Genomic DNA, 24,076 nt, shown 5'->3' on the forward strand with positions numbered 1-24,076 from the left:
GGTTGTCATAATGCTCCTTGAAAGTAAACTGGTCAAGTTTACGATAGACAGTGGACGTCGATACACGAAGTCTTCTGGCAATATCCGTTAATGATAGCTTCTCAGTTAGGAGTTGAGCAACCTTTTGTCGGACAAGGTTTGAGATTTGGTGATTTTTCTCAACGATTGATGTCTCAGCCACCGTGACTTTCCTACAATTTTTACACTGGAAGCGACGTTTCTTCAGACGTAGTAGTGTTGGAGTTCCAGCTTGTTCGAGAAGAGGGATTTTAGAAGGTTTTTGAAAGTCATATTTGATCATCTTTCCCTGGCAATGAGGGCATTGGGGTGCAGGATAATCCAGTTTTGCTTGAACCTCGATGTAAGTATCTTTTTCAAAAACAAGAGAAATAATGATGTTAGGGTCTTTAATTCCGATTAATTCTGTGGTATTCTTAATAAGTCTCATAAGTTCTCCCTAATGATGGTTTGGTCGCTTTTCATTATAGTTCTTATGGGACTTTTTGTGTAGTCTCAAAAAGCTCTATAATCTCTACGGTGGTTTTACCCACTACAGAAATTATAGAGCCTTTTTTGGCTATAGGACCAGATATTGGGGACTTTTACTGTAAGGAATAAGCTTATGTCTGGCCTATAGGTCAGAGGGATAGAAAGGGATGAGGGAGGAGTCTGATTGTTGCTTAATTCTGTGTTATAATAGCAAGGATTAGTGGTTGTTAGCGCTAAGTGAATTGTAGCTCCAACGACTGGTGTAGAGACAAGAAAGGGACGTCTTATGAAATTACTTTATACGGATATGTCTCAGGATTTAACAGAAATTCTGACGGAGCAGGCAACTAGTTATGCTCAAAAGGGAAAGAGGGTTTTTTATATTGCTCCTAATGCCCTATCGTTTGAGAAGGAGCGAAAGGTTTTAGAATACCTGCCTCAGTCAGCATCTTTTGAGATTACGGTGACTCGTTTTACTCAGATGGCTAGGTATTTTATTCTCAATACGAGCAACCCAAAGACTCAATTGGATGATACAGGTTTGGCCATGATTTTTTATAAGGTGTTGTCGCACATGGGCGACGATGAACTCAAGGTTTATGGCCGTTTACGTAAGGACAGCAACTTTATTAATCAATTGGTGGATCTTTATAAAGAGTTGCAGCAGGCCAATATGACAGTTCTGGATTTGCAGCATTTGGATCAGGTTGAAAAACAAGAGGATTTGGTAAGGATTTTCAGTGCAGCTCAGGACCTCTTGTTGGCAGGGGATTTTGACAATCAATCAAAGCTTAGTGCCTTCTTTAAGGAAATTACCTCAGGACATCTGGATGAGGCCTTGAGTAACACGGTTTTGGTCATTGATGGCTTTACCCGTTTTTCGGCTGAGGAGGAGGCTCTGGTTGCACTCTTGAACGACAAGTGCCATCAGATTGTAGTGGGAACCTATGCCAGTCAAAAAGCTTATAAGGCCAATTTTGTCTATGGCAATGTTTATCAGGCCTCGGTGGATTTTTTGAGGACTTTGGCTCAGACCTATAAGGTGACACCCGACTACGTGACGACGGACAAGGAGGGCAATCCTTCTTTTGCGCGTATTAGTCGTCTTTTGGAGAGCCGTCATGACTTTAGTACGGTAGATGAGAAGGTTACTGAGCAGGATAAGCATGCCCTGCAGGTTTGGGAAGTGGTTAACCAGAAAGAAGAAGTGGCTCAGGTTGCCAAGAGTATTCGTCAATTGCTGGCAGATGGCAAGCGTTACAAGGATATCTTGGTCTTACTTGGTGATGAGGAGAGTTACAAGCTTCAGGTGGGCCAGATTTTCCGAAAATTTGATATTCCCTATTATTTCGGTAAGGAAGAAAGCATGTCTAGCCATCCTTTGGTACAGTTTGTGGATTCGCTAGAGCGTATCAAGCGCTATAACTACCGTGCTGAGGATTTGCTTAACCTCGTAAAAACCGGTCTCTATGGTGGTTTTACTCAAGAGGATTTAGACCTTTTTGAGTATTATGTCAATTTTGCAGATATCAAGGGGCGTCACAAGTTCTTATCTGATTTTACAGCTAATAGTCGTGACAAATATGATTTAGACCAAATCAATGCTTTGCGATCACAATTGGTAGAGCCCTTGGACAAGTTGCTTAAAAGTCGCAAACAAAAGGGATCTAGTCTACTCAAGAAACTGGTGGTCTTTTTAGAGGCTGTGCAACTGCCAAGTCAGATGCTTGCTTTGACTGCCAAGGCCAGTGAGGCTGAAAAAGAACAGAATGAACAGGTTTGGAAGGCCTTCACTCACCTCTTGGAGCAGGTTGAGACTATTTTTGGGGATGAAACGCTCTCAGTGGACGACTTTTTGTCTATTTTGCGTTCGGGAATGTTGGCTTGTGATTACCGTACGGTCCCAGCCACTGTTGATGTGATCAATGTGAAAAAATACGACTTAATACAGCCACATTCGGCTCCCTATGTTTTTGCCTTGGGTATGACCCAGTCACATTTTCCTAAGGTAGGACAAAATAAGAGTCTCCTATCTGACGAGGAGCGTAGTCGTATCAATGAGGCGACGGATGAACACAGGAGCTTGGATATTGTTACTCAGAGCAATAGTCAGCGAGGGCATTTCGTGGCCATGTCGCTTTTCAATTCAGCTAGTGAACAATTAGTGCTTAGTCAGCCACAAATTCTCAATGAGAGTCAAGATGATATGTCGGTTTATTTGAAGGAGCTTCTTGACCTTGGTCTTCCTTTGGTTGAAAAGGGACGCAATCGTTTCGAAGCTAAGGGTGACCAGATTGGGAACTATAAAGACCTCCTGTCGACTGTCGTTGCCCTTAACAGTAGTCATTTGGATCTTGATTTGGATAAGGAAACCCAGACTTTCTGGTCAGTTGCTGTTCGTTATCTCCGTAAGCGACTTGATAAGGACCAAGTCTTGATTCCAAAGGTGATTGACGATGTGACGACGACCAAGGTGGACGATAAGGTCATGCAGCTGGTCTTCCCAGGAGAAGAACCACTGAAATTGTCAGCTTCGGCTCTGACGACCTTCTATAACAACCAATATCTTTATTTCTTGCGCTATGTTTTGGGACTGGAGGAGTTGGAGTCTATCCATCCGGATGCTCGACACCACGGGACTTATTTACACCGTGTCTTTGAGCGTGTGATGGGTGATTCTTCGTCAGAAAACTTCGATGATAAATTGGAAAAGGCCATTGCTCAGACCAATCAGGAGCAACCTTTTGAAATTCTCTATACCGAGGACCAAGAGAGTCGCTTGTCTCGTCAGATCTTGGAAGATATCGCCCGTTCAACTGCCAGTGTTTTGCGTGACAATGCGGCGGTTAAGGTTGAGCGTGAGGAAGCCAAGTTTGACTTGCTTTTAGAAAATAGCATTAAGATTACTGGGATTATTGACCGAGTGGACCGTTTAACAGATGGTGCTCTGGGTGTCGTTGACTATAAATCAGGAAAAAATGTCTTTGACATTCAGAAATTCTACAATGGCCTCAGTCCGCAATTGGTGACCTATCTGGAGGCTCTCCGTCAAACCTATAAGGTTGATGCTGATCAACTTTTTGGGGCCATGTATCTTCACATGCAGGACCCACAGCTTAATCTAGCTCAGTTTGGTTTGGAAAAGCTAGCGGCTCAGGCTCATAAGGAATTGACCTATAAGGGACTTTTTGTGGCTTCTGAAACAGAGCATCTGGCTGGTGGAAACTATGATTTGCAAAAGACTGTCACCTATGACAAGGAGGATCTAGAAACCTTGCTAGACTATAATCTTAAGCTCTTTACGGGTGCTGCGAAGATTATCCGAAGTGGGAATTTTGCAGTCAATCCCTATACTGAGGATGGCAAGTCTGTTCAAGGAGAACAAATCAAGTCAATTACTCACTTCGAGGCCGACCGCCACATGGGACAGGCTCGAAAGCTCTTGCGTTTACCAAAGAAGGGCAAGAAGGAAGCCTATTTGGAGTTGATGGCAACATATGAGGACAATCATCAGATGCTAGTTGCTGAAAATAGTATCCCCTTTCCAGTCACTGATCAAGCTGTGAAAGCAGACAAAAAAGACCAGGAGGATAACCATGTTGACTAAAGCTTTTTTAAGTCCAGCAGAGATTATGGAACGCATTGCCCAAGAAGCAGCTTCTGACAAGGACCGAAAGTTAACACCAGAACAGATTGAGGCTATTTACAGTAATGGTACCAATATTTTGGTATCAGCCTCAGCTGGGTCAGGAAAAACCTTTGTCATGGTTGAACGTATCCTTGATATGATTGGACGTGGCGTTGGTATTGATCAACTCTTTATCTCAACCTTTACGGTAAAGGCTGCAGGTGAGTTGAAGGAGCGTTTGGAAAAGCGTCTGACAGAGCAGCTAGGACAGGTAGAGACGGATGAAGAGCGGGCCTTTCTTTCAGACCAGATTGGCAAAATTGGGACAGCTGATATTGGAACCATGGATGCCTTTACCCAGAAATTGGTCAATCAGTATGGCTATCTCCTGGGTGTGTCACCTATATTCCGTATTATGACAGACCCTGCTGAGCAGACACTTATGAAAAATGAGGTTTATGCAGACCTCTTCAACGATTACATGCAAGGAAAGGATGCCCAACTTTTCCAAAAATTAGTCCGGAATTTCGCTGGAAATGGCAAGACCAGTAAGGCTTTTCGTGATTTGGTTTACGCTATTTATAGCTTTTCTCAAGCCACTGCAGGTCCTGAAAAATGGCTGCGACAAAATCTCTTGAAAGGACAGACAGAGGCCAAGCCAGAACAGGCTAAAAATGAGCTTTTAGACGGTCTTAAAGATGGCTTGTTGGCTGATTTCCTAGCTTTCTTAAGAGACCACTTAGGTCTAGCTCAGCGTGAATTTGCCAAGGCCAAGTATCTGAATAATGTGTCAGATGCCATTAGTCTTCTTGAGGCATCCTTGGCTAATGACCAAACTGATATGGAGGATCTCCTCAAACAAGTCTTGACTCTGTCAGGAGGTACTGGTTTGACCAATATGACCCGTCCTAAAGACGAGGAACTCAAGGCCTACAAGGAAGCTTACAACAAGACCAAAAATGAGTTTGTGGCCCAGTTGCGAGAAGTCAATACTCAACTAACGGTCCTCGAGGTTTTGACCAAGCATAATAATGACATCCTACCTCTGTTGGAGGTACTTCAGTCCTTTGTACTTGATTTTTCGGATCAGTATTTACAGGCAAAGATTCAGGAAAATGCCTTTGAATTCTCGGATATTGCCCACTTTGCCATCCGTATTTTGGAGGAAAATCCAGAGGTGGCAGTTAGCTACCGTGACCGTTACCATGAAGTTATGGTGGATGAGTATCAGGACAATAGCCATACTCAAGAACGTATGTTGGAACTCCTATCTAACGGCCACAACAGATTCATGGTGGGAGATATCAAGCAGTCCATTTATCGTTTCCGTCAGGCAGACCCTCAGATTTTTAATAGTAAGTTCCAGCTCTTCCTTGAAAATTCAGATGCCGGTAAACTTATCCTTCTCAAGGAGAACTTCCGTAGTCAATCTGAAGTTCTTGATGCGACCAATGGTGTTTTCAGCCACCTCATGGACCAGGAAATCGGGGACATCCTCTATGACAAGACGCATATGTTGGTAGCGGGTAGCGAGAAGCAAAAAGAGCCCCATCCTGAAAATGAGACTGAGGTTCTGATTTATAATAGTGATGAATCTAGTACGAGTCCCGATGAAGAAAGCTCTGACCAACCTATCAGCAGCGGTGAGATTTCCTTGGTTATCAAAGAAATCATCAAACTTCATGAGCAGGGTGTAGGTTTTGAGGACATCACCCTCCTAGCGCCTACACGTAACACCTATCTTGACTTAATGGCAAGTTTCGAGGAACACGGGATTCCTTTGGTTCCTGACGAGTACAAGTCAAGCTACCTAGAGTCACTAGAAGTTATGATTATGCTGGACACCCTTCGTGCTATCAATAATCCTCTTAACGACTATGCTCTCGTTGCTCTCCTACGTTCACCTATGTTTAACTTCAACGAGGATGACCTGGCTCGTATCGCTGTCCAGGCTGACAAAGGACAATTCTATGACAAGCTCCTTGCAGCTCATACCAAATCAGGTCTTCATCCGGAAGTTGTGACGCAAGGACTTGATGCCAAGTTGACTCTCTTCACAGAGACTCTGGCAGATTGGCGTGACTACAGTAAGTGGCACTCCCTTTACGACCTCATTTGGAAGATTTACAACGATCGTTTCTATTATGATTACGTCGGAAGTCTCCCACGAGCTGAGCAACGCCAGGCTAATCTTTACGCTCTTGCCTTGCGTGCCAATGCTTATGAAAAGACAGGCTTTAAGGGACTTTCTCGCTTTATTGGTATGATTGATAAGATTATTGCTAGCGGTAACGACCTAGAGGAAGTAACAGATTTGGTTCCCAAAAATGCCGTTAGCCTCATGACCATTCACAAGTCTAAGGGGCTAGAGTTCAAGTATGTCTTTGTCCTTCAGATGAATCGCAAGTTCATTGGTCACAGTAAGGATGGACTAAGTGGTAAGTATATTATTAATCGTGAAAAAGGGCTTGGTATTAAGTACCTAGCCGACCTCAAAGATCAGATAAACACCAATTTGCCTAAGTTAAATGTTGTTCTTGAGACCTTAACCTTCCAGGAAAATCGTAGGGAAGAGCGCAGGGCAAGTATCTCAGAAGAGATGCGTCTACTCTATGTTGCAATGACACGTGCAGAGAAAAAACTCTACCTAGTTGGTAAGGGCAGTAAGGAAACCTTAACCCAGCAATATGGCACTGATGTCGAAAATAATCGCCTACCAGTAGCTCTACGTGACCAAATCGCTACTTATCAGGATTGGATCATGGCACTTGACACTGCTTTTAAGAGAAAGGACCTCAAGTTTACTGTTCGCTTTGTTGAGGCTGAGGATTTGACACCAGAGGCTATTGGTCAGGTTGAGGTCAAGGCGGCAGTAGATGCCGATGATTTATCTAACAACCGTCAGACGGAAGAGATTAAGCGTGCCCTGACTGTCTTGGAAAGTGTTGAAAAACTCAACCACCTCTATGCACCAGCGATTGACCTACCATCTGTGCGTACCCCAAGTCAGCTCAAGGCCTTCTACGAACCAGTTATGGATACAGAGGGCGTGGATATTATGGACAAGAAAGAGGAAGTGCAACCTCTTGAGACGGCTACCACTTTTGAGCTACCAGACTTTGGGCAAAAAATTAAGGTCACTGGAGCTGAAGTTGGTTCAGCCACCCATGAACTCATGCAACGCTTGATTCTTTCTGATACAGTGACTCTCCAAGATTTGACTCAGGCACTGAGTCGGGTATCGGCAGATGATCAAGTCAAGGCGCGTGTGCAGTTAGAAAAACTTTTAGGATTCTTTGATACAGAGCTTGGGAAGCTCATTCTAGCTAATAGAGATAAACTACGTCGTGAAGCACCTTTTGCCATGTTGGCAGAAGACCCAGCTAGTAAGGAGGACTTCGTCGTCCGTGGTATCATCGATGGCTATCTTCTTCTTGAAGACCGTATTGTCCTCTTTGATTACAAGACGGACCGCTTCACTCACTCAAGTGAGATTAAAGAACGCTACACAGGCCAAATGAGCCTCTATGCGAAAGCGCTTAGCCAAGCCTATCAAATGGAAAAGGTCGATAAATATCTTATCCTCTTAGGTGGAAAAGATTTGGAAGTTGTAGAAGTATAGGTTATCACATAACCATTCTTTCAAAGTGAGAGAGTGGTTTTTGTGTCCCGATCCCACCAAAAAAGACCGATGTATGCACACCGGTCTTTTCTGATAGATTTCCATCAGTATTGTAAGTTCGTTAAAATATTAGAGGATGGAAATAGTTATGAAAAAAAGTATCTTGTAGGTTGCTTAGGCCTACAAGGGCTATTATAACAAACCAACCTTAGTCTAAACAAGGTTAGAAAAATTAAAACTACAACCACACAGATTATAAAGTTATAATTATCCAAACCTGCAATAATCGGCAGAATAATTCTCTGCAAAATTACTTTTTACCCCAATTTCCCAACAGATAAAATACCGCCAGGAGTTAATCACTGACGGTATTTCCTTATGTCAATAGTAATCTCAGCCAATAAATGGCAAGACCCAATTAACCCAAGCCCAAGAAATAGGCATAACCAGAATCATGGCTGGAATCATATCTGCTGTTGGGAATTGACGAAGTTTCATAATACGAAAACCCGTTGCAATCATGAGGAATCCCCCACAAGCCTTAAAGTCTCCAATCATGTCTTTTGTCGTTAGAGGAAGAATGAACCCAGCGCTCAAGAAGAGAAGGAAAAAAATGATAAATTGTGGAATGGCAATCATGGAAACGATGTAGCCCAGACTACAAGAAAAAATCATGGCTGTAAAGAAATCTAGGATAGACTTGGAAATTAAGATAGAAGCATCACCAGTCATTCCAGACTCAAGACTCCCGTAAATTCCTGTCCCACTCGCACAAAAGAGGACGATAACTGTCAGCAGTTGAGCATAGAACTCATCGTGAGCCAGTCCGGTTTTCTTGCTAGGCGTAATCCTGGACAAGCCTTTTTCCATGAGCCCAGCTCCCTTGTTGATAAGGTTTTCAAACTTCAACAAGAGGCCGATGATAGTACCGATAACCACCGTGAAGATAACCGCAGGCATATTAACCATATTCATAATAGCACTAATCCCCATCACCATAGAGGCTAGGCCAAATATGAGATTAAGGTTCTCCTTGAAGTCTTCTCTAAGATAGTCGCCGAAGAGACCTCCAGCGATTCCTCCTAGGATAATGGATAGCGAGTTGATGATAATTCCAGTTGGCACCAGTAATTTTCCTCCTATTTGTTCTAAATACTATAAGTTTAGCATTATCAAAAGCTGAATGCAAAATTGTCTCGTGTTATCAAACGTTTTCTTGAAATTGTATCTTTGAAGTGATACAATAAATGAGAAGGTAACAAATAGCCTTATCTAAATCTATTGCCTGTGTTCTTAGAGTATTGTTCATAAAAAATAAGGGAACAACTCTAATTTATATTCTAATATAAAGCGTAAAATGAGACTATCGTTAAATAGGTTCTCAAGAAAGGATAAAAGATGATTCGTTTTGAACATGTAACGAAACGTTATGAAAATAAGGATGCTCTCTCAGATCTTAATCTCGAGATTCGAGATGGTGAAATCTTTGGTTTGATTGGTCACAACGGAGCTGGTAAAACCACGACTATTTCTATTTTGACGTCTATTATTGAAGCCAGTTACGGAGAAGTTTACGTCGATGATATGGCCCTCAGCCAGCATCGTGATACTATTAAGAAGAAAATAGCATATGTGCCAGATTCACCGGACTTATTTCTAAATTTGACTGCCAATGACTACTGGTACTTTTTGACGCGTATTTATGATTTGGAAGCTAGTCAGGTTGAGGAACGTTTGACAGATCTCATGGCCACCTTTGACTTGACTGAAAATCGCTATAACCTCATTTCATCCTTCTCTCACGGTATGCGTCAAAAGGTTGTTGTTATCGGTGCTCTTCTGGTTAATCCACAGATTTGGGTTTTGGATGAACCCTTGACTGGTCTGGACCCACAGGCGTCTTATGATTTGAAAGAAGCCATGCGTAACCATGCTAAGGAGGGCAATAGTGTGCTCTTCTCAACCCACGTTCTAAGTGTAGCTGAGCAGCTCTGTGATCGCATCGGTATTCTGAAGAAAGGAAAACTCATCTTCCAAGGGTCTATAGCTGAACTTAAGCATCAGTACCCTGACAAGGATTTGGAAACCATTTATCTAGAAATGGCTGGACGTAAGGTCGAGGAGGTGTAGTCATGAACTGGAACCATGTTTGGGAGCTTTTTAAAATTAATCTCCTCTATGCGAATCCCCAGGCAGTTACAAGCCTGCAGAAACGTCAGGACAAAAAGAAAAAAGCCAATTTCTCCATCGTTAATGCCATGCTTAGGCAGCAACTCTTGATTTTAATTATTTTTACGCTTATCTATAGCTATCTTTTTATAGGTGTTGATTATAAGGCTAACCCTGGTGTCCTATCCCTATATCTCTTGACATTTTCAGTGATGGGACTTCTCCAGGCATTTACAGCTCTCTATAGTACCTTTTATGATAGTAAGGATAGCAAGGTCTATCTACCTCTACCCTTGAAACCATCAGAAGTCTTCCTCGCCAAAACCTTGTCAGGCTTTATGGTTGGTATGACCTTCATGGTACCTATCTTTAGTCTTATGATTCTAGCTTACTGGCAATTTATTGGGCTACTTGCGATACCTGTAGGGATTGTGGTCTTTCTCATATCCCTCTTTGTAAATCTCGTTTTCTCGGTGATTCTGTCTAATAGTATTGGAACGTTGATTGTTCGCAGCTCTCGTCAAAAGCTCTATTCAGCTATTTTGATGACCCTGTCGACCATATTGATTATGCTGCCTATTATGTTGGTTAGTTTTCTTAATGGTTACATTAAGGGGGCTGGACATGTCGATTTTCCCTTGTTGCCTTATCTAAGAGGTTACTATGATGTTGTAGCTGCCCCTCTATCTCCGGAGGCTCTACTAAATTTCTATCTTCCTCTTGTTTTAGTAGTCATCTTAGCCTTTTGGTTTTATAAGGTTAGAATGCCTCGTTATTTTCACGAAGCCATTTATAACCAAAAGGCTAGAAAGACTCAGGCCAAAGCTGTTACTCGAAGTCAAAGACAGGTCTTGATTCGCCATCATTTATCTACTTTGGGAAATCCAACCCTCATTATCAATACCTATGTGGTACCAGTGTTATATATGATTATGCTAGGTGGAGGTGCGATCTTTTTGAAAGATCTAGGCCCAGACTATTTCGGACTCATGCTTTTAATCGGGATGGCTTTTGGTTTCTTTTCAGCCCAACCAACAAGTTTTCTTGGTGTGGCAACTTCCTTAGAGGGAACAAACTTTGATTTTATTCGTAGCTTGCCAATCAATACTGGTGACTATCTTCGTCAAAAGTTTTGGCTTTTCTATGGCTTGCAAGTCAGTGTTTCCCTTTTATTAGGAGGACTTGGTTTAATATTCCTTGCACATCTCCATCCGCTTTTAGTGCTGAGTTTCATCATTGGTTTCCTTGTAACAACCTATCTTGTAGGTGGCTATTTCTTTGAACGTGACCTTAAATTGTTGGAAGTAAATTGGCAAGAAGTTACCCAGCTCTTCAATCGAGGTGGCGGCCAGTGGCTTTATATGGGTATCTTTTTCCTTACCGTTTTTATTGCAGCCTTGCTGGGTGCTGTTGTCTTCTTTGCAAGTAAGTTCTGGATTGCCCTAGTAGTTAATATTATAGCAGCTGTGATTCTAGCTTTAATTGCTCTAATCATTTATCTATTTGTTGATCGTAGACGTTGGAAACGCATTAGAGCTATGTTTTTTGCCTAGGATAAATTGTTTAAAGAGTCTCTCCTATTGGAGGTATTCTTTTTTGATGATAATGCTGGATATGTAAAGTTATGCATTATATATGTTAAATACAAGAAATTAGTGTATAATCATAAACATGAAACGAAATTTTGACTCAGTAAAACGCCTAGTTATCAAAATCGGGACCAGCTCCCTGGTTTTGCCATCAGGGAAAATTAATCTTGAAAAAATCGACCAGCTAGCTTTTGTTATTTCTAGCTTACATAATAAAGGGATTGAGGTTGTCCTCGTATCCTCTGGAGCTATGGGATTTGGTCTTAATGTTCTAGATCTTGAAAAGCGACCAGCAGAGGTTGGTAAGCAACAGGCTGTCTCGAGTGTAGGACAGGTGGCCATGATGAGCCTTTATTCTCAGGTCTTTTCACATTACCAAACCAAGGTCTCTCAGCTTCTTTTGACCCGTGATGTGGTCGAGTATCCCGAGAGTTTGGCCAATGCCATCAATGCCTTCGAAAGCCTCTTTGAACTTGGCGTTGTTCCAGTAGTTAATGAAAATGACGCTGTCAGCGTAGATGAAATGGATCATGCAACTAAGTTTGGGGACAATGACCGCTTGTCAGCTATTGTAGCCAAGATTGTTGGTGCGGACTTACTTATCATGTTGTCAGATATTGATGGGCTCTTTGATAAGAACCCAAATGTCTATGAGGATGCAACCCTTCGTAGCTATGTACCAGAGATTACCGAGGAAATTCTAGCCTCAGCTGGTGGTGCTGGTAGTAAATTTGGTACGGGTGGTATGATGAGTAAGATTAAGTCAGCCCAGATGGTTTTTGAAAATCAAAGCCAAATGGTTTTAATGAATGGTGAAAATCCACGTGACATTCTTCGTGTCCTAGAAGGAGCCAAAATCGGTACACTCTTTAAACAGGAGGACTAATATGACATATATTGATACATTGGGCCAGCAGGCCAAAGTGGCGGGTCGTCAAATTGCTAAATTATCAACAGCAGCTAAAAACGACCTTTTAAATCAGGTAGCTAAAGCTCTAGTAGCTGAGAGTGACTATATTATCACTGAAAATGCTAAGGATATGGCCAATGCCAAGGAAAATGGCATTTCAGAGATTATGCAAGACCGTTTGCTCTTAACGGAAGACCGTATCGCAGGAATTGCTGAAGGTGTTCGTCAGGTCGCAGATCTCCAAGATCCCATCGGCCAAGTGGTTCGTGGCTATACAAATCTAGATGGACTTAAAATCGTTCAAAAGCGTGTTCCCATGGGCGTTATCGCTATGATTTTTGAAAGCCGTCCAAATGTCTCAATTGATGCTTTCAGCCTAGCCTTCAAGACCAATAATTCCATTATTCTTCGTGGAGGACGTGATGCTATCAATTCTAATAAGGCTTTGGTTACGGTGGCTCGTAAGGCTTTGGAAAATGCGGGAATTACAGCAGATGCCGTTCAGTTGGTTGAAGATACCTCTCATGAGGTAGCCGAGGAACTCATGGCGGCGACCAAGTATGTTGACTTGCTCATCCCTCGTGGTGGAGCCCGTCTCATCCAAACTGTTAAAGAAAAAGCCAAGGTTCCAGTCATCGAAACGGGTGTTGGTAACTGTCATATTTATGTGGATAAATATGCTAACTTAGATATGGCGACACAGATTGTCATCAATGCCAAGACTCAACGACCAAGTGTGTGTAATGCGGCAGAATCTCTCGTCGTTCATGCTGATATTGCAGAAGAATTCTTGCCTAAGTTGGAAAAAGCTATTTCAAAAATTCAGTCTGTCGAGTTCCGTGCAGATGAAAGAGCTTTGAAACTTATGGAAAAAGCCGTACCCGCTTCACCCGAAGATTTTGCGACAGAGTTTCTTGACTATATCATGTCTGTTAAAGTAGTAGACAGCCTTGATGAGGCTATTAAATGGATTAATACATACACGACATCGCATTCAGAGGCTATAGTAACTCAGGATATCAGTCGTGCTGAGCAATTCCAAGACGACGTAGACGCTGCAGCTGTCTATGTTAATGCCTCAACCCGCTTCACAGACGGCTTCGTCTTTGGACTGGGTGCTGAAATCGGAATCTCAACCCAAAAAATGCACGCCCGTGGTCCAATGGGACTTGAGGCCCTAACCTCAACCAAGTTCTATATTAATGGCCAAGGTCAAATTAGAGAATAAACCATAAAGCTCCATGAGGGGCTTTTTTGGTTAGTTTGCTAGAGTATGAAGCTTCTGATATACTGGGGGTATCAAAATGAGGAGTTTTAGTGATGTTTAAAGCTTATAAAAAGTATTGGATGGGCTATGTCGATTTCACAGGACGTTCAAGCCGCTCAGATTATTGGTTGGCAGTTTTAGCAAATACTATAGTAAGTATCATTTTATTTAGCATAGTTATAGTTGTAATTGTTTTTGATAGTCCAGGTAGTCATTATCATCTTATTCTCAACTTACTGTATGGGCTTGTAATGCTATATTGGTTTGCTAACTATATTCCATCTATTGCCCTTCAGGTGCGTCGCTTACGTGATGCCGGTTTTCACTGGGCATTGATTTTCTTACGCTTTGCGGCTGTTATAGGTGATATCGTACTATTGGTTATGTCTTGTCAACCCACAAAAGTAGAATTTCCTTTCAACCAGTTCAATAATTCACAACAATAATAATGACTTAACAGCCTCGCTAGACTGTTTTTTAGTTGATTTGTCAATCTTCCCTTCTCTTGGGATACTGGGAGTATCATAAAAAGGGGGATTTTATTATGATTGAAGCCTACAAAAAATTTTGGAAGGGCTATGTAGATTTTAAGGGACGTTCAACCCGCACAGACTATTGGTTTCTTGTCCTTGCGCAATGGTTGGCTTACTTATTCTTTGGTTTCTTACTCGTGTTAATCATGATTTTAGGGGGAGATTCATCTGCTTATACTTCTGACTTATCGAGTTGGCAAATGATTTCCATATTTGTTGTCTTATTTGCTTTGGGAGCATATATGTTGGCCTCTATACTACCTACTATTGCAATAATCGTACGTCGCTTACGTGATGTCGGCTATCATTGGGCTTTGATATTTTTATCGTTGATTCCATATCTTGGAGCTTTTGTTATTTTTATTCTGACCTTACGAAAAACCAAGGTAGAAGTATCATCCCAGAACTTTGATACACCCCGACACTAAATGATAGTTACCCCAATTTTTAAGAACATCTCGAGGCGATTTGCCAGAAGACAGCTCTTTTGGTATAGTAGTAGTATCAAAAAATGAGGAGATTTTATTATGATCGAAGCTTATAAGAAGTTTTGGAAGGGCTATGTAGATTTTGAAGGCCGTTCAACACGTTCAGATTACTGGTTTGCATATTTGGCAAATATGTTGACTGTCTTTGCTTTTTATGTGTTGCTAGCAGTATTTGGAGGAATTGCAAGTGCAACAGAATCAAGCTTTTTAACTGTTATTTCAATCATCTTCCTACTTATCTTTTTTGCCTATGGTATTGCTGCGGTTTTACCTGGTATTGCTGTAACTGTTCGTCGTTTGCGTGATGCTGGCTACAATTGGCCGTATATTTTTGTTACATTTATCCCATTTGTAGGTAGTATTATCTTAATTGTGTTGTTGTGTAAACCAACTAAAGTTGAGTATCCATTTAACAACTTCAATAATCCACAGCAATAATAATGACTTAACAGCCTCGTTAGGCTGTTTTTTAGTTGATTTGTCAAGCGCCCCTTGGGGGTATCCTAAATAAAGGGGGATTTTATTATGATTGAAGCCTACAAAAAATTTTGGAAGGGCTATGTTGATTTTAAGGGACGATCAACACCCTCAGATTTATGGTCTGCATATTTGGCACATGTATTGATTGTTTTTGCTGGGTATTGGCTCGATGCAGTGTTTGAAAGTATGGTAGCTGAAATATCAAGCGATTTATTTACTATTTCAGTTATTTTATATCTTATCCTATTTATTTTTTGTATTGCTGCGGTTTTACCTTGTATTGCTGTAGCTGTTCGTCGTTTGCGTGATGCTGGCTATCATTGGGCATATATTTTTATTCCTTTAATCCCATTTGTCGGTATTTTTATCCTTGTTTTTCTACTATGCCAACCAACAGAAGTAGAAGTGCCAGTTAAAAACGTCGATAACCCACGGCAATAATGACAACCAACCAACTCTTTGAGTTGGTTTTTCTGATGTCAAAAAACTTTTATGTCAATGTTGCACATTTTAATATTTCTGATATAATCTTACCTGAGACTAATCGATACTAAAAATATATTTAAGAAATGTGAATATTCTATGAAACTACTTCGTCATTTAAAAGAAAAACGTTACCTTATTTTGGCATTTACCCTACCAGCTATCCTTTTGGCTTTGGCAATCGTCTTTTTGCAGCCCGCACACAATCATGCTAAGGTCCAAGTCAAGGTAGCTGCAAAGCAGTCCTCATCCAAGTCATCTAGCTCTAGTTCATCGTCATCTGCAACAAGCTCAAGTGAGTCATCAAGCGAATCTTCGTCAGCAAGCTCAACGGTAGGAGTGGCTAGTCAGACAGAGGCGAGCTCTACCCCTGCGGTTGCGTCAACGCCAACCCCATCTTCAGCACAAGAGACTTATCAAGCTCCTCAGTATAACTATGTGCCACCAACAACTTATACCGAGTCAAACAGTGATGCCTCAAGCTATACAACCCCTGCCTACAGCGCAGATGTTAGCTCTACTGTAGCCGAATAGATAGAAATCAGATTATCATGAAAAAGAAATTATTATTATTAGCAACGGGCTTATCTAGCCTAGCCCTTTTGGCAGCTTGTTCAAATCAGTCTAATCATTTATCACAAACTAATTCTTCCTCATCAGTAGAGCAGTCCCAATCAGACAATGGCTCAAGTTCAAGTTCAAGTGAAGAGAAGAAAGTAGATACCTCTGCTTATGATGACATCATCAGCAAGTATCAAACAGCTGTGGCCAACAATCAAACAGATGCCTCGCTCAATTCTCTAGTTGTGACCTATGCTAATTCTCAAACGAGTCCGGTCTCAACGGTCTATACTTATCGTGATTTGGATGGTAATGGGGTTGACGAGTTGATTCTTGCTTTTAAACCAGGTAATCTCTTTAAAGACTATATGATTACGGATATCTACACTATTTCTAAGGATAGTGGTCAGGTGATTCGTCTGACAGAAGGTCCGCAATTGGGAATGTTGGGTGAGCGCATGACTTTGACTTACCTCAAGGATAAGACCTTTAGCTACTATGGAAGTGCCGGTGCCACGGCAGGCGGTGGTTCAGGTTATCACTTTAATGATGACGGCCAATCTCTTATCAAAGACGACAGCGATTCAGGTGTTGAAAAAGCAGATCTTTCTAGTTGGGATTGGAAGGACTTGAGTAGTGCTTCAAGTAATAGGAGTTCTAGCACAGTGTCACAAGCTCAAACCAGTTCGACAGCTCTTAACGCTGATGAACTGAAAAATGGGAACTACAAGTCAGCTGTAGGCACATGGAAGTCCTCAGATGGAAAGACCATCAAAATTACTTCGGATGGACAATTGGAACTCTGGGGGAATACTTACCCAATTGATTCAGTGAGTGCAAGTCAATCTAACTCGGGTGGGTTCAACCTAACTTATGTTGATTCCAATCCAACAGGTAATACCCCAATTCAGTTCTATCCTAAAGGGGTCGCTGATTTCACAAATGCTGGAGACAGTAGCAAGGACCGTATCTTAGCGACGAATGGGATGCCTTCAGAGGAAAATTATTATTACAGAGTAGACTAATTTTTTGAAACCAATATATCAATCATAAAGCCGGGCCTAGGGTCTGGCTTTTTTGACATCCTAACAACTTTCAAGGCGAGACAATTTCTCTATTCTTGTGCTATAATAAAAGTTATGACTAATGAATTTCACCATGTAACCGTTCTTTTACACGAAACTGTTGATATGCTTGATATCAAGCCCGATGGCATTTATGTAGATGCGACTTTGGGTGGCGCAGGACATTCGTCTTATCTTTTGTCACAATTATCTGAAAAGGGACATTTGTATTGCTTTGATCAAGACCAAAAGGCTATTGATAATGCTCAAGTGCGTCTCAAGGACTATATTGATAAGGGTATGGTGACCTTCATTAAGGATAATTTCCGTAATCTCAAGTCCAACCTTGAGGCTTTGGGGGTGTCTGAAATCGATGGCATTCTCTATGACTTGGGGGTGTCTAGCCCGCAGTTGGATGAGCGTGAGCGTGGTTTCTCCTACAAACAGGATGCCAAGCTAGATATGCGCATGAATGAGGAGGCTAGTCTGACCGCATATGATGTGGTCAACACCTATCCTTACAGCGATTTGGTACGTATTTTCTTCAAGTATGGTGAAGACAAGTTCTCTAAACAAATTGCACGTAAGATTGAGCAAGCGCGTCAGGTAAAACCTATCGAGACGACGACGGAACTGGCAGAAATCATTAAATCAGCTAAGCCTGCTAAGGAATTAAAGAAGAAGGGGCACCCAGCCAAACAAATCTTCCAAGCTATTCGAATCGAAGTGAACGATGAACTTGGTGCTGCGGATGAGTCTATTCAGGAGGCCTTGGATCTCCTAGCTGTGGATGGTCGCATTTCGGTGATTACCTTCCATTCTTTGGAGGACCGGTTGACTAAGCAGCTCTTTAAGGAAGCTAGTACGGTAGATGTACCTAAAGGCTTACCTTTTATTCCCGAAGACTTACAACCTAAGGTAGCTCTGGTTAATCGCAAGCCTATCCTACCTTGTCAGGAAGAATTAGAAGCTAATAACCGCTCGCACTCTGCTAAGTTGCGTGTGGCTAAAAAAATCAGGAAGTAACTATGGAAAATCAGGAACGTCAGATTGTTAATAAGGCCATTAAAAACCATATTCGTTTTATGACACGTATGGAAAAGGCCTTCTATTCGGCAATTATTTTGACAGCTATTGTGTTGAGTATCTCGGTCGTCTTTTTACAAGGACGTAATCAGGCCATCAAGCATCAAATCACAGACCTTAATCGCAAGATTAGTGACGAAAAGACAGAGCTTAACAATGCTAAGCAGGCAGTAAATGAGTTGACTAACTCTGATCGTATCAAAGAGATTGCCAATAAGGCAGGCCTGTCTATTAATAACGATAGTATTAGGAGTGTGGAATAGCCAATGAACAGACTTAAAAAACTTAAACATTTATTTCTAAACTATGCCGTTAGGGATAGGAGAAAGCCAGCCCAAAACCGACAGCATGTTGGTCAGAACCTGATGGTTCTCAGCATTTTTCTCTTTTTCGTGTTTATTGTCAACTTTGTGGTAATTATTGGGGCTGACAGTAAGTTTGGTGTTGATTTGTCAACTCAGGCTGCTAAGTCTTATAACACGAAAACCACAGTGCCTGCCAAGCGTGGGACGATTTATGACCGAAATGGAAATGTTTTGGCTGAGGATTCAACCAGTTATTCCATTTATGCTATTGTATCGACCAGCTATGTGTCAGCAACGCAGGAGAAACTCTACGTTCAAGAAAGCCAGTTTGATAAGGTTGCCGATATTTTAAAGGACAAGCTAGGGATTGAAAAGAGTGATGCTTTAGCTCAATTGCGTACCAAGGGCGCCTATCAAGTATCCTTTGGACTAAAAGGTAAGGGAATCACCTACTCTGTCAAAGAGGATCTAGAAAAGACTTTTAAGGATGCGGGTATTAAGGGGATGGCATTTGAGGCAACAACCTCACGTATGTACCCTAATGGCACCTTTGCATCGGAGTTTCTTGGTCGTGCTGAAGCTATTGAAAATAAAAAAGATGGCTCTTATTCTTTGGTTGGTCAAACAGGTTTGGAGCGTTCGCTTAATAGCTTATTGACTGGGACAGATGGGGAAGCTATCTATGAGAAGGATAAAGACGGTAATACGCTTCTGGGTACGGAAACAATTACCAAAGAAGCTATTGATGGTAAAAATATCTATACGACCTTGTCGGCACCCCTTCAGACCTTCCTAGAAACGCAGATGGATACGTTTATGGAGCAGACCAAAGGAGTAAATGCTTCAGCAACAGTTGTTAATGCGAAAACAGGTGAAATCCTTGCAACAACACAACGTCCAACCTATAACTCGGATACGCTAGAAGGACAGACTGAAAAAGGTTACGACTGGGTCAACCGACTCTATGAAGCTCAGTATGAGCCAGGGTCAACTATGAAAGTGATGCTCTTGTCAGCAGCTATCGATAATGGAAGTTTCAACCCGAATGCGACCTTCAGTAATGCTAATGGTATTAAGGTTGACGACGTTGAAATCAATGACTGGTCAATCAATGAAGGTATATCAACAGGTCGTACCATGTCATTTGCCCAAGGGTTCTCTTATTCAAGTAACGTTGGTATGACCATGCTGGAACAAGAGATGGGAGACAAAGTTTGGTCTAACTACTTATCTCTTTTCAAATTTGGTCTTCCAACCCGTTTTGGGATGGTTGGTGAGTCTTCAGGTATTGTCTCTCAAAACTCAGTTAATATTGCCCAATCATCCTTTGGGCAAGGGATTTCAGTAACTCAAGTTCAAATGCTCCGAGCCTTTACCGCAATCTCTAACAATGGTATTATGTTAGAGCCTCAATTTATTAAACAAGTTGCCGATACTAATCAAGGTACTGTTCGTACATCCAAGAAAGAAGTTATTGGTAAGCCTGTTTCTAAGCAGGCTGCTTCTGAAACCCTTAATTACATGATTTCCGTTGGTACGGATCCTGAGTTTGGTACTCTTTACAACAAAACTGAAGGGGCGCCTATTATTCAGGTTGGTAATTATGATGTTTCAGTTAAGTCAGGAACTGCCCAAGTGCCAGATGAAAAGACTGGGACCTATAAGGTTGGGACTAATGAGACTCTCAACTCAGTTGTAGCCATGGTACCTAAAGATAATCCAGAATACATCATGTATGTGACTGTACTGGAGCCTAAGACTTGGGATAATAATTTTTATGCAACTGTGGTTAACCCGGTTTTGGAAGAAGCCATGTCAATGGGTGCTACCTTGGATACTTCTGTTTCTGAGGGGAGCGAAAAGACTGAAGAGACTGGCTACCAAACTGGCGATATCATTGGTAAGACACCAGGAGAGATAGCTAACACTCTTCGTCAAAACCTGATTCATCCGATTGTTCTGGGTGTTGGTGATAAGATTGAGAAGGTTTCTGTAGATGCAAAAGCCAATATCAAGGCTAATGAACAGATTCTTATCATGACCAATGATTTCACAGAACTTCCAGACATGTATGGTTGGACCAAGAAGAACGTTGAAACCTTTGCCAAATGGAAGGGCATTAAAATTACTTACAAGGGTGGCAAGTCAGGGACTGTTACCAAACAAAGTGTTGCGGCAGGAAACGCCCTGTCTAAAACCAAAAAGATTACCATTACTTTAGGAGACTAAGATGACTATGAGTCTGATAGCAGGCGTAGCCGCTTTTGTGTTGACGGTGCTCGCCATGCCTCATTTTATTACTTACTACAAAATCAAAAAAATCGGTGGCCAACAGATGCATGAAGATGTGAAGCAGCATCTGGCTAAGGTTGGTACACCAACAATGGGAGGAACAGTCTTCCTAGTGGTTGCCATCTTGGTTAGTTTGATTTTCAACTTCCACGTCTTTACTGGGGGGCCCCAAGCTTATGGGGCTACAGCAGGGATTCTCTTTGTCATTTTGATTTATGGTATCATCGGCTTCCTTGATGATTTCCTTAAGATTTTCTATCAAATCAATGAGGGTCTTAAACCTTGGCAAAAGATGGCTTTACAGATTATTGCAGGTTTGCTTTTCTACTTCATCCATGTACTGCCTAGTGGGACAGATAGCCTAGCTATTGGAGGATTGACAATTCACCTTGGTGTCTTCTATGTTCTCTTTGTCCTTTTCTGGATTGTTGGTTTCTCAAATGCTGTGAACTTGACAGATGGTATTGATGGTTTAGCTTCCATCTCTGTGGTTATCAGCTTGATTGCCTACGGAATCATCGCTTTTGTCAAGAGTGAGTTCGCCATCTTGACTATCATTATCACTATGATTGGTGCCCTTCTTGGCTTCTTCGTCTTTAACCACAAGCCAGCCAAGGTCTTTATGGGGGATGTTGGTTCCTTGTCACTTGGTGCCATGCTTGCAGTTATCTCCATTGCCCTACGTGTGGAGTGGACACTACTCTTGATTGGTATAGTTTATGTTTTTGAGACTGCTTCTGTTATGCTACAGGTCAGCTACTTCAAATATACTAAGCGTAAGTATGGTGAGGGTCGTCGTATTTTCCGTATGACACCATTCCACCATCACCTCGAGTTAGGTGGTATCTCGGGTAAGGGTGACAAATGGTCAGAATGGAAGGTTGATGCTTTCCTTTGGACTGTTGGAGTTCTTGCAAGTGCCATTACCCTTTGGATGATTCTTGAAAATGTTATGAAATAAATGAAAAAGAGCAGAAATGCTCTTTTTCTGTTATAATGGTAAGGATAGACTAGATAGAAAAGAAGTAAGTAAAAATGTCATTTAAAGATTTTAATTTTAAAGCCTATATTCAAGAGGCTCTTGACGAGATTAAATTTAAGGAGCCAACACCTGTTCAACAAAAATTGATTCCAGTAGTCCGTTCTGGCCGTGATTTAGTGGGTGAATCAAAGACTGGTTCGGGGAAGACACATACCTTCCTCTTGCCAATTTTTGAGAAACTTAACCCAGAGAGTGGTGATGTTCAAGTTGTTATCACAGCCCCATCGCGTGAATTGGCAACTCAAATATACCAGGCGACAAAACAGATTGCCAAACACTCTGCGACAGACATTCGTGTTGTTAATTACGTAGGTGGTACAGATAAACAACGCCAGATTGAGAAACTTAAGGTAGCCCAACCGCATATCGTTATCGGGACACCGGGGCGTATTTATGACCTGGTTAAGTCTGGTGACTTGGCTATCCACAAAGCACATACTTTTGTCGTTGACGAGGCCGACATGACCATGGATATGGGATTTTTGGATACTGTGGATAAGATTGCGGCAAGTCTTCCTAAGGAAGTTCAAATTTTGGTCTTCTCAGCAACCATTCCTCAAAAATTACAACCATTCTTGAAGAAATACTTGACTAATCCTGTCATGGAACAAATCAAGACTTCAACGGTGATTGCAGATACCATTGATAACTGGTTGGTATCTACCAAGGGGCGTAACAAGAATGACCAAATTCTTGAGATGCTTAAGGGGATGCAGCCATACTTGGCAATGATTTTCGTCAATACCAAGGAACGTGCGGATGATTTACATAGTTATTTGGTATCAAACGGTCTTAAAGTAGCGAAAATTCACGGTGGTATTCCACCACGTGAACGTAAGCGTATCATGAATCAAGTCAAGAAGCTTGAGTTTGAGTATATTGTAGCGACTGACCTCGCAGCGCGTGGAATTGACATTGAAGGGGTTAGCCATGTTATCAATGACGCTATTCCTCAAGATTTGTCATTCTTTGTTCACCGTGTAGGACGTACTGGACGTAACGGCTTGTCAGGGACAGCCATCACCCTTTATCAACCAAGTGACGACTCAGATATTCGTGAGCTGGAAAAAATGGGTATCACCTTTGAACCTAAGGTCTTTAAAGATGGTGAGTTCCAAGATACCTATGACCGAGACCGTCGTGCCAACCGAGAAAAAGCCTATCAAAAACTTGATACGGAAATGATTGGTTTGGTTAAGAAGAAAAAGAAAAAAATCAAGCCTGGCTACAAGAAGAAAATTCAGTGGAAGGTTGACGAAAAACGCAAACGTGAGCGTCGTGCAGCTAATCGTGCTAAGGGACGTGCTGAGCGTAAAGCTAAGAAGCAAAGTTTCTAAGCTCAGGCTTTTAGGTAAAAGCAAATTTAGATTAAAAAATTCAAGAGGTTGAAACCAATGTGTTTCAGCCTCTTTTGGTTACTATTAAACTTTTTGGAAAGTCAAAAGACCTTATTTAGTTTGAAGATGAATTCTTCTTTTGAGCCTAAGGTCTCAACGCCTAAGACTAGAAAGTTTTAGGTGTTTTACCACAACAGAAAGTCTCGGTATTTAGCAGATGTCCTCTAAAAGTAAAAGAATCTGTAATTCCTAAGTTATAAGCTGAATCAACTCTCAAAATCAAGTGGTGACATTAATGTCACTACTTTTTTGTTGGCTTCCCACCTATAATAAAATCATTGCTTTTGAGAAAAGGCTAAAATAAAATATTTTAAAGGAGGTTGTTTTCATGACAACACAAACAATTGACAAGATGGACATTCTTGCTTTCGAAGATCTTGCTACTATTAAGGGTGGAGCATGTAGTTTTTGGGGAGCTACAGCTGCCGTTGGTGTCGGGGCTGTTGGAGGAGCCATTAAAGGTGGGATTCAAACAGGTACTTGGCAGGGTGCAGCCTTAAAGGGTATTGGTTATGGTATTAAAGGTGGGATTACTTATGGCCTTACTTATGGCCTTACTTGTGGTTATTAGGCGATTACTGAGTCAATTTTTTGGCCAAATAGTACTTGCGCTCCTAATTTATGGGCTTATCTTCCTTGCTTGGCAACACTTTGGAGGAGAAGTTTTCTCA

General features: G+C 41.6%; 20 protein-coding genes. 18 read left to right on the forward strand and 2 right to left on the reverse strand.

Annotated elements, in window-relative coordinates:
* The coding region (locus RWZ99_RS00690; protein WP_314675760.1) for a transposase family protein at positions 1-448 on the reverse strand (448 nt) is incomplete at its 3' end.
* A gap of 327 nt (positions 449-775) precedes the next feature.
* On the opposite strand from RWZ99_RS00690, the gene rexB reads away from it, so the two are divergent.
* Together rexB and addA are read left to right on the forward strand one after the other, a co-directional pair.
* Positions 776-4,096, forward strand: coding sequence for an ATP-dependent nuclease subunit B (gene rexB, locus RWZ99_RS00695; RefSeq protein WP_314675761.1), 3,321 nt, complete (start codon positions 776-778; stop codon positions 4,094-4,096).
* Entirely contained in the window at positions 4,086-7,739 is a 3,654-nt protein-coding gene (gene addA / locus RWZ99_RS00700; RefSeq protein WP_314675762.1) for a helicase-exonuclease AddAB subunit AddA, read from the forward strand. The genes rexB and addA overlap by 11 nt, the downstream gene beginning before the upstream one ends.
* A gap of 393 nt (positions 7,740-8,132) precedes the next feature.
* Here addA and RWZ99_RS00705 read toward each other — a convergent pair whose 3' ends face one another.
* On the reverse strand, positions 8,133-8,864 hold the full coding sequence (locus RWZ99_RS00705) for a DUF554 domain-containing protein (RefSeq protein ID WP_314675763.1): 732 nt from the start codon (positions 8,862-8,864) through the stop codon (positions 8,133-8,135).
* Positions 8,865-9,137: 273 nt separating this feature from the next.
* Here RWZ99_RS00705 and RWZ99_RS00710 point away from each other — a divergent pair, with 273 nt between their 5' ends.
* From RWZ99_RS00710 to RWZ99_RS00785, 16 genes are all read left to right on the forward strand, one after another.
* On the forward strand, positions 9,138-9,869 hold the full coding sequence (locus RWZ99_RS00710) for an ABC transporter ATP-binding protein (protein ID WP_314675764.1): 732 nt from the start codon (positions 9,138-9,140) through the stop codon (positions 9,867-9,869).
* Positions 9,870-9,871: 2 nt separating this feature from the next.
* The gene (locus RWZ99_RS00715; protein WP_314675765.1) at positions 9,872-11,461 is read left to right on the forward strand and encodes an ABC transporter permease; all 1,590 of its coding nucleotides are present in this window, start codon (positions 9,872-9,874) and stop codon (positions 11,459-11,461) included.
* Between the two features lie 118 nt (positions 11,462-11,579).
* Entirely contained in the window at positions 11,580-12,383 is an 804-nt protein-coding gene (gene proB / locus RWZ99_RS00720) for a glutamate 5-kinase (protein ID WP_021146442.1), read from the forward strand.
* A 1-nt stretch (position 12,384) separates the two neighbouring features.
* Positions 12,385-13,635: a glutamate-5-semialdehyde dehydrogenase gene (locus RWZ99_RS00725; RefSeq protein WP_314675766.1), complete on the forward strand. Its 1,251-nt coding sequence runs from the start codon at positions 12,385-12,387 to the stop codon at positions 13,633-13,635.
* Positions 13,636-13,727: 92 nt separating this feature from the next.
* Entirely contained in the window at positions 13,728-14,120 is a 393-nt protein-coding gene (locus RWZ99_RS00730) for a DUF805 domain-containing protein (protein ID WP_314675767.1), read from the forward strand.
* A gap of 98 nt (positions 14,121-14,218) precedes the next feature.
* Positions 14,219-14,635: a DUF805 domain-containing protein gene (locus RWZ99_RS00735; protein ID WP_314675768.1), complete on the forward strand. Its 417-nt coding sequence runs from the start codon at positions 14,219-14,221 to the stop codon at positions 14,633-14,635.
* Between the two features lie 99 nt (positions 14,636-14,734).
* Positions 14,735-15,133: a DUF805 domain-containing protein gene (locus tag RWZ99_RS00740; protein ID WP_314675769.1), complete on the forward strand. Its 399-nt coding sequence runs from the start codon at positions 14,735-14,737 to the stop codon at positions 15,131-15,133.
* A gap of 87 nt (positions 15,134-15,220) precedes the next feature.
* Positions 15,221-15,616, forward strand: coding sequence for a DUF805 domain-containing protein (locus RWZ99_RS00745; RefSeq protein ID WP_314675770.1), 396 nt, complete (start codon positions 15,221-15,223; stop codon positions 15,614-15,616).
* 141 nt (positions 15,617-15,757) lie between these two features.
* On the forward strand, positions 15,758-16,192 hold the full coding sequence (locus RWZ99_RS00750) for a Wzz/FepE/Etk N-terminal domain-containing protein (protein ID WP_314675772.1): 435 nt from the start codon (positions 15,758-15,760) through the stop codon (positions 16,190-16,192).
* A 17-nt stretch (positions 16,193-16,209) separates the two neighbouring features.
* The gene (locus RWZ99_RS00755) at positions 16,210-17,244 is read left to right on the forward strand and encodes a hypothetical protein (protein ID WP_314675774.1); all 1,035 of its coding nucleotides are present in this window, start codon (positions 16,210-16,212) and stop codon (positions 17,242-17,244) included.
* Between the two features lie 114 nt (positions 17,245-17,358).
* Complete coding sequence (gene rsmH / locus RWZ99_RS00760) at positions 17,359-18,309, forward strand: 16S rRNA (cytosine(1402)-N(4))-methyltransferase RsmH (protein ID WP_314675776.1); 951 nt, start codon at positions 17,359-17,361, stop codon at positions 18,307-18,309.
* Between the two features lie 2 nt (positions 18,310-18,311).
* A complete protein-coding gene (gene ftsL / locus RWZ99_RS00765) occupies positions 18,312-18,632 on the forward strand; it encodes a cell division protein FtsL (protein ID WP_314675777.1) in 321 nt (106 codons plus the stop codon).
* Positions 18,633-18,635: 3 nt separating this feature from the next.
* The gene (gene pbp2X, locus RWZ99_RS00770) at positions 18,636-20,903 is read left to right on the forward strand and encodes a penicillin-binding protein PBP2X (RefSeq protein WP_314675778.1); all 2,268 of its coding nucleotides are present in this window, start codon (positions 18,636-18,638) and stop codon (positions 20,901-20,903) included.
* Position 20,904: 1 nt separating this feature from the next.
* Positions 20,905-21,927, forward strand: a complete 1,023-nt coding sequence (mraY, locus tag RWZ99_RS00775) for a phospho-N-acetylmuramoyl-pentapeptide-transferase (RefSeq protein WP_314675780.1) — start codon at positions 20,905-20,907, stop codon at positions 21,925-21,927.
* A gap of 74 nt (positions 21,928-22,001) precedes the next feature.
* Entirely contained in the window at positions 22,002-23,345 is a 1,344-nt protein-coding gene (locus tag RWZ99_RS00780; RefSeq protein ID WP_314675782.1) for a DEAD/DEAH box helicase, read from the forward strand.
* Positions 23,346-23,733: 388 nt separating this feature from the next.
* A complete protein-coding gene (locus RWZ99_RS00785) occupies positions 23,734-23,976 on the forward strand; it encodes a hypothetical protein (protein WP_314675783.1) in 243 nt (80 codons plus the stop codon).
* The last annotated feature ends 100 nt before the right edge of the window (positions 23,977-24,076 follow it).

The organism is uncultured Streptococcus sp., assembly GCF_963545685.1.
GTDB lineage: Bacteria > Bacillota > Bacilli > Lactobacillales > Streptococcaceae > Streptococcus.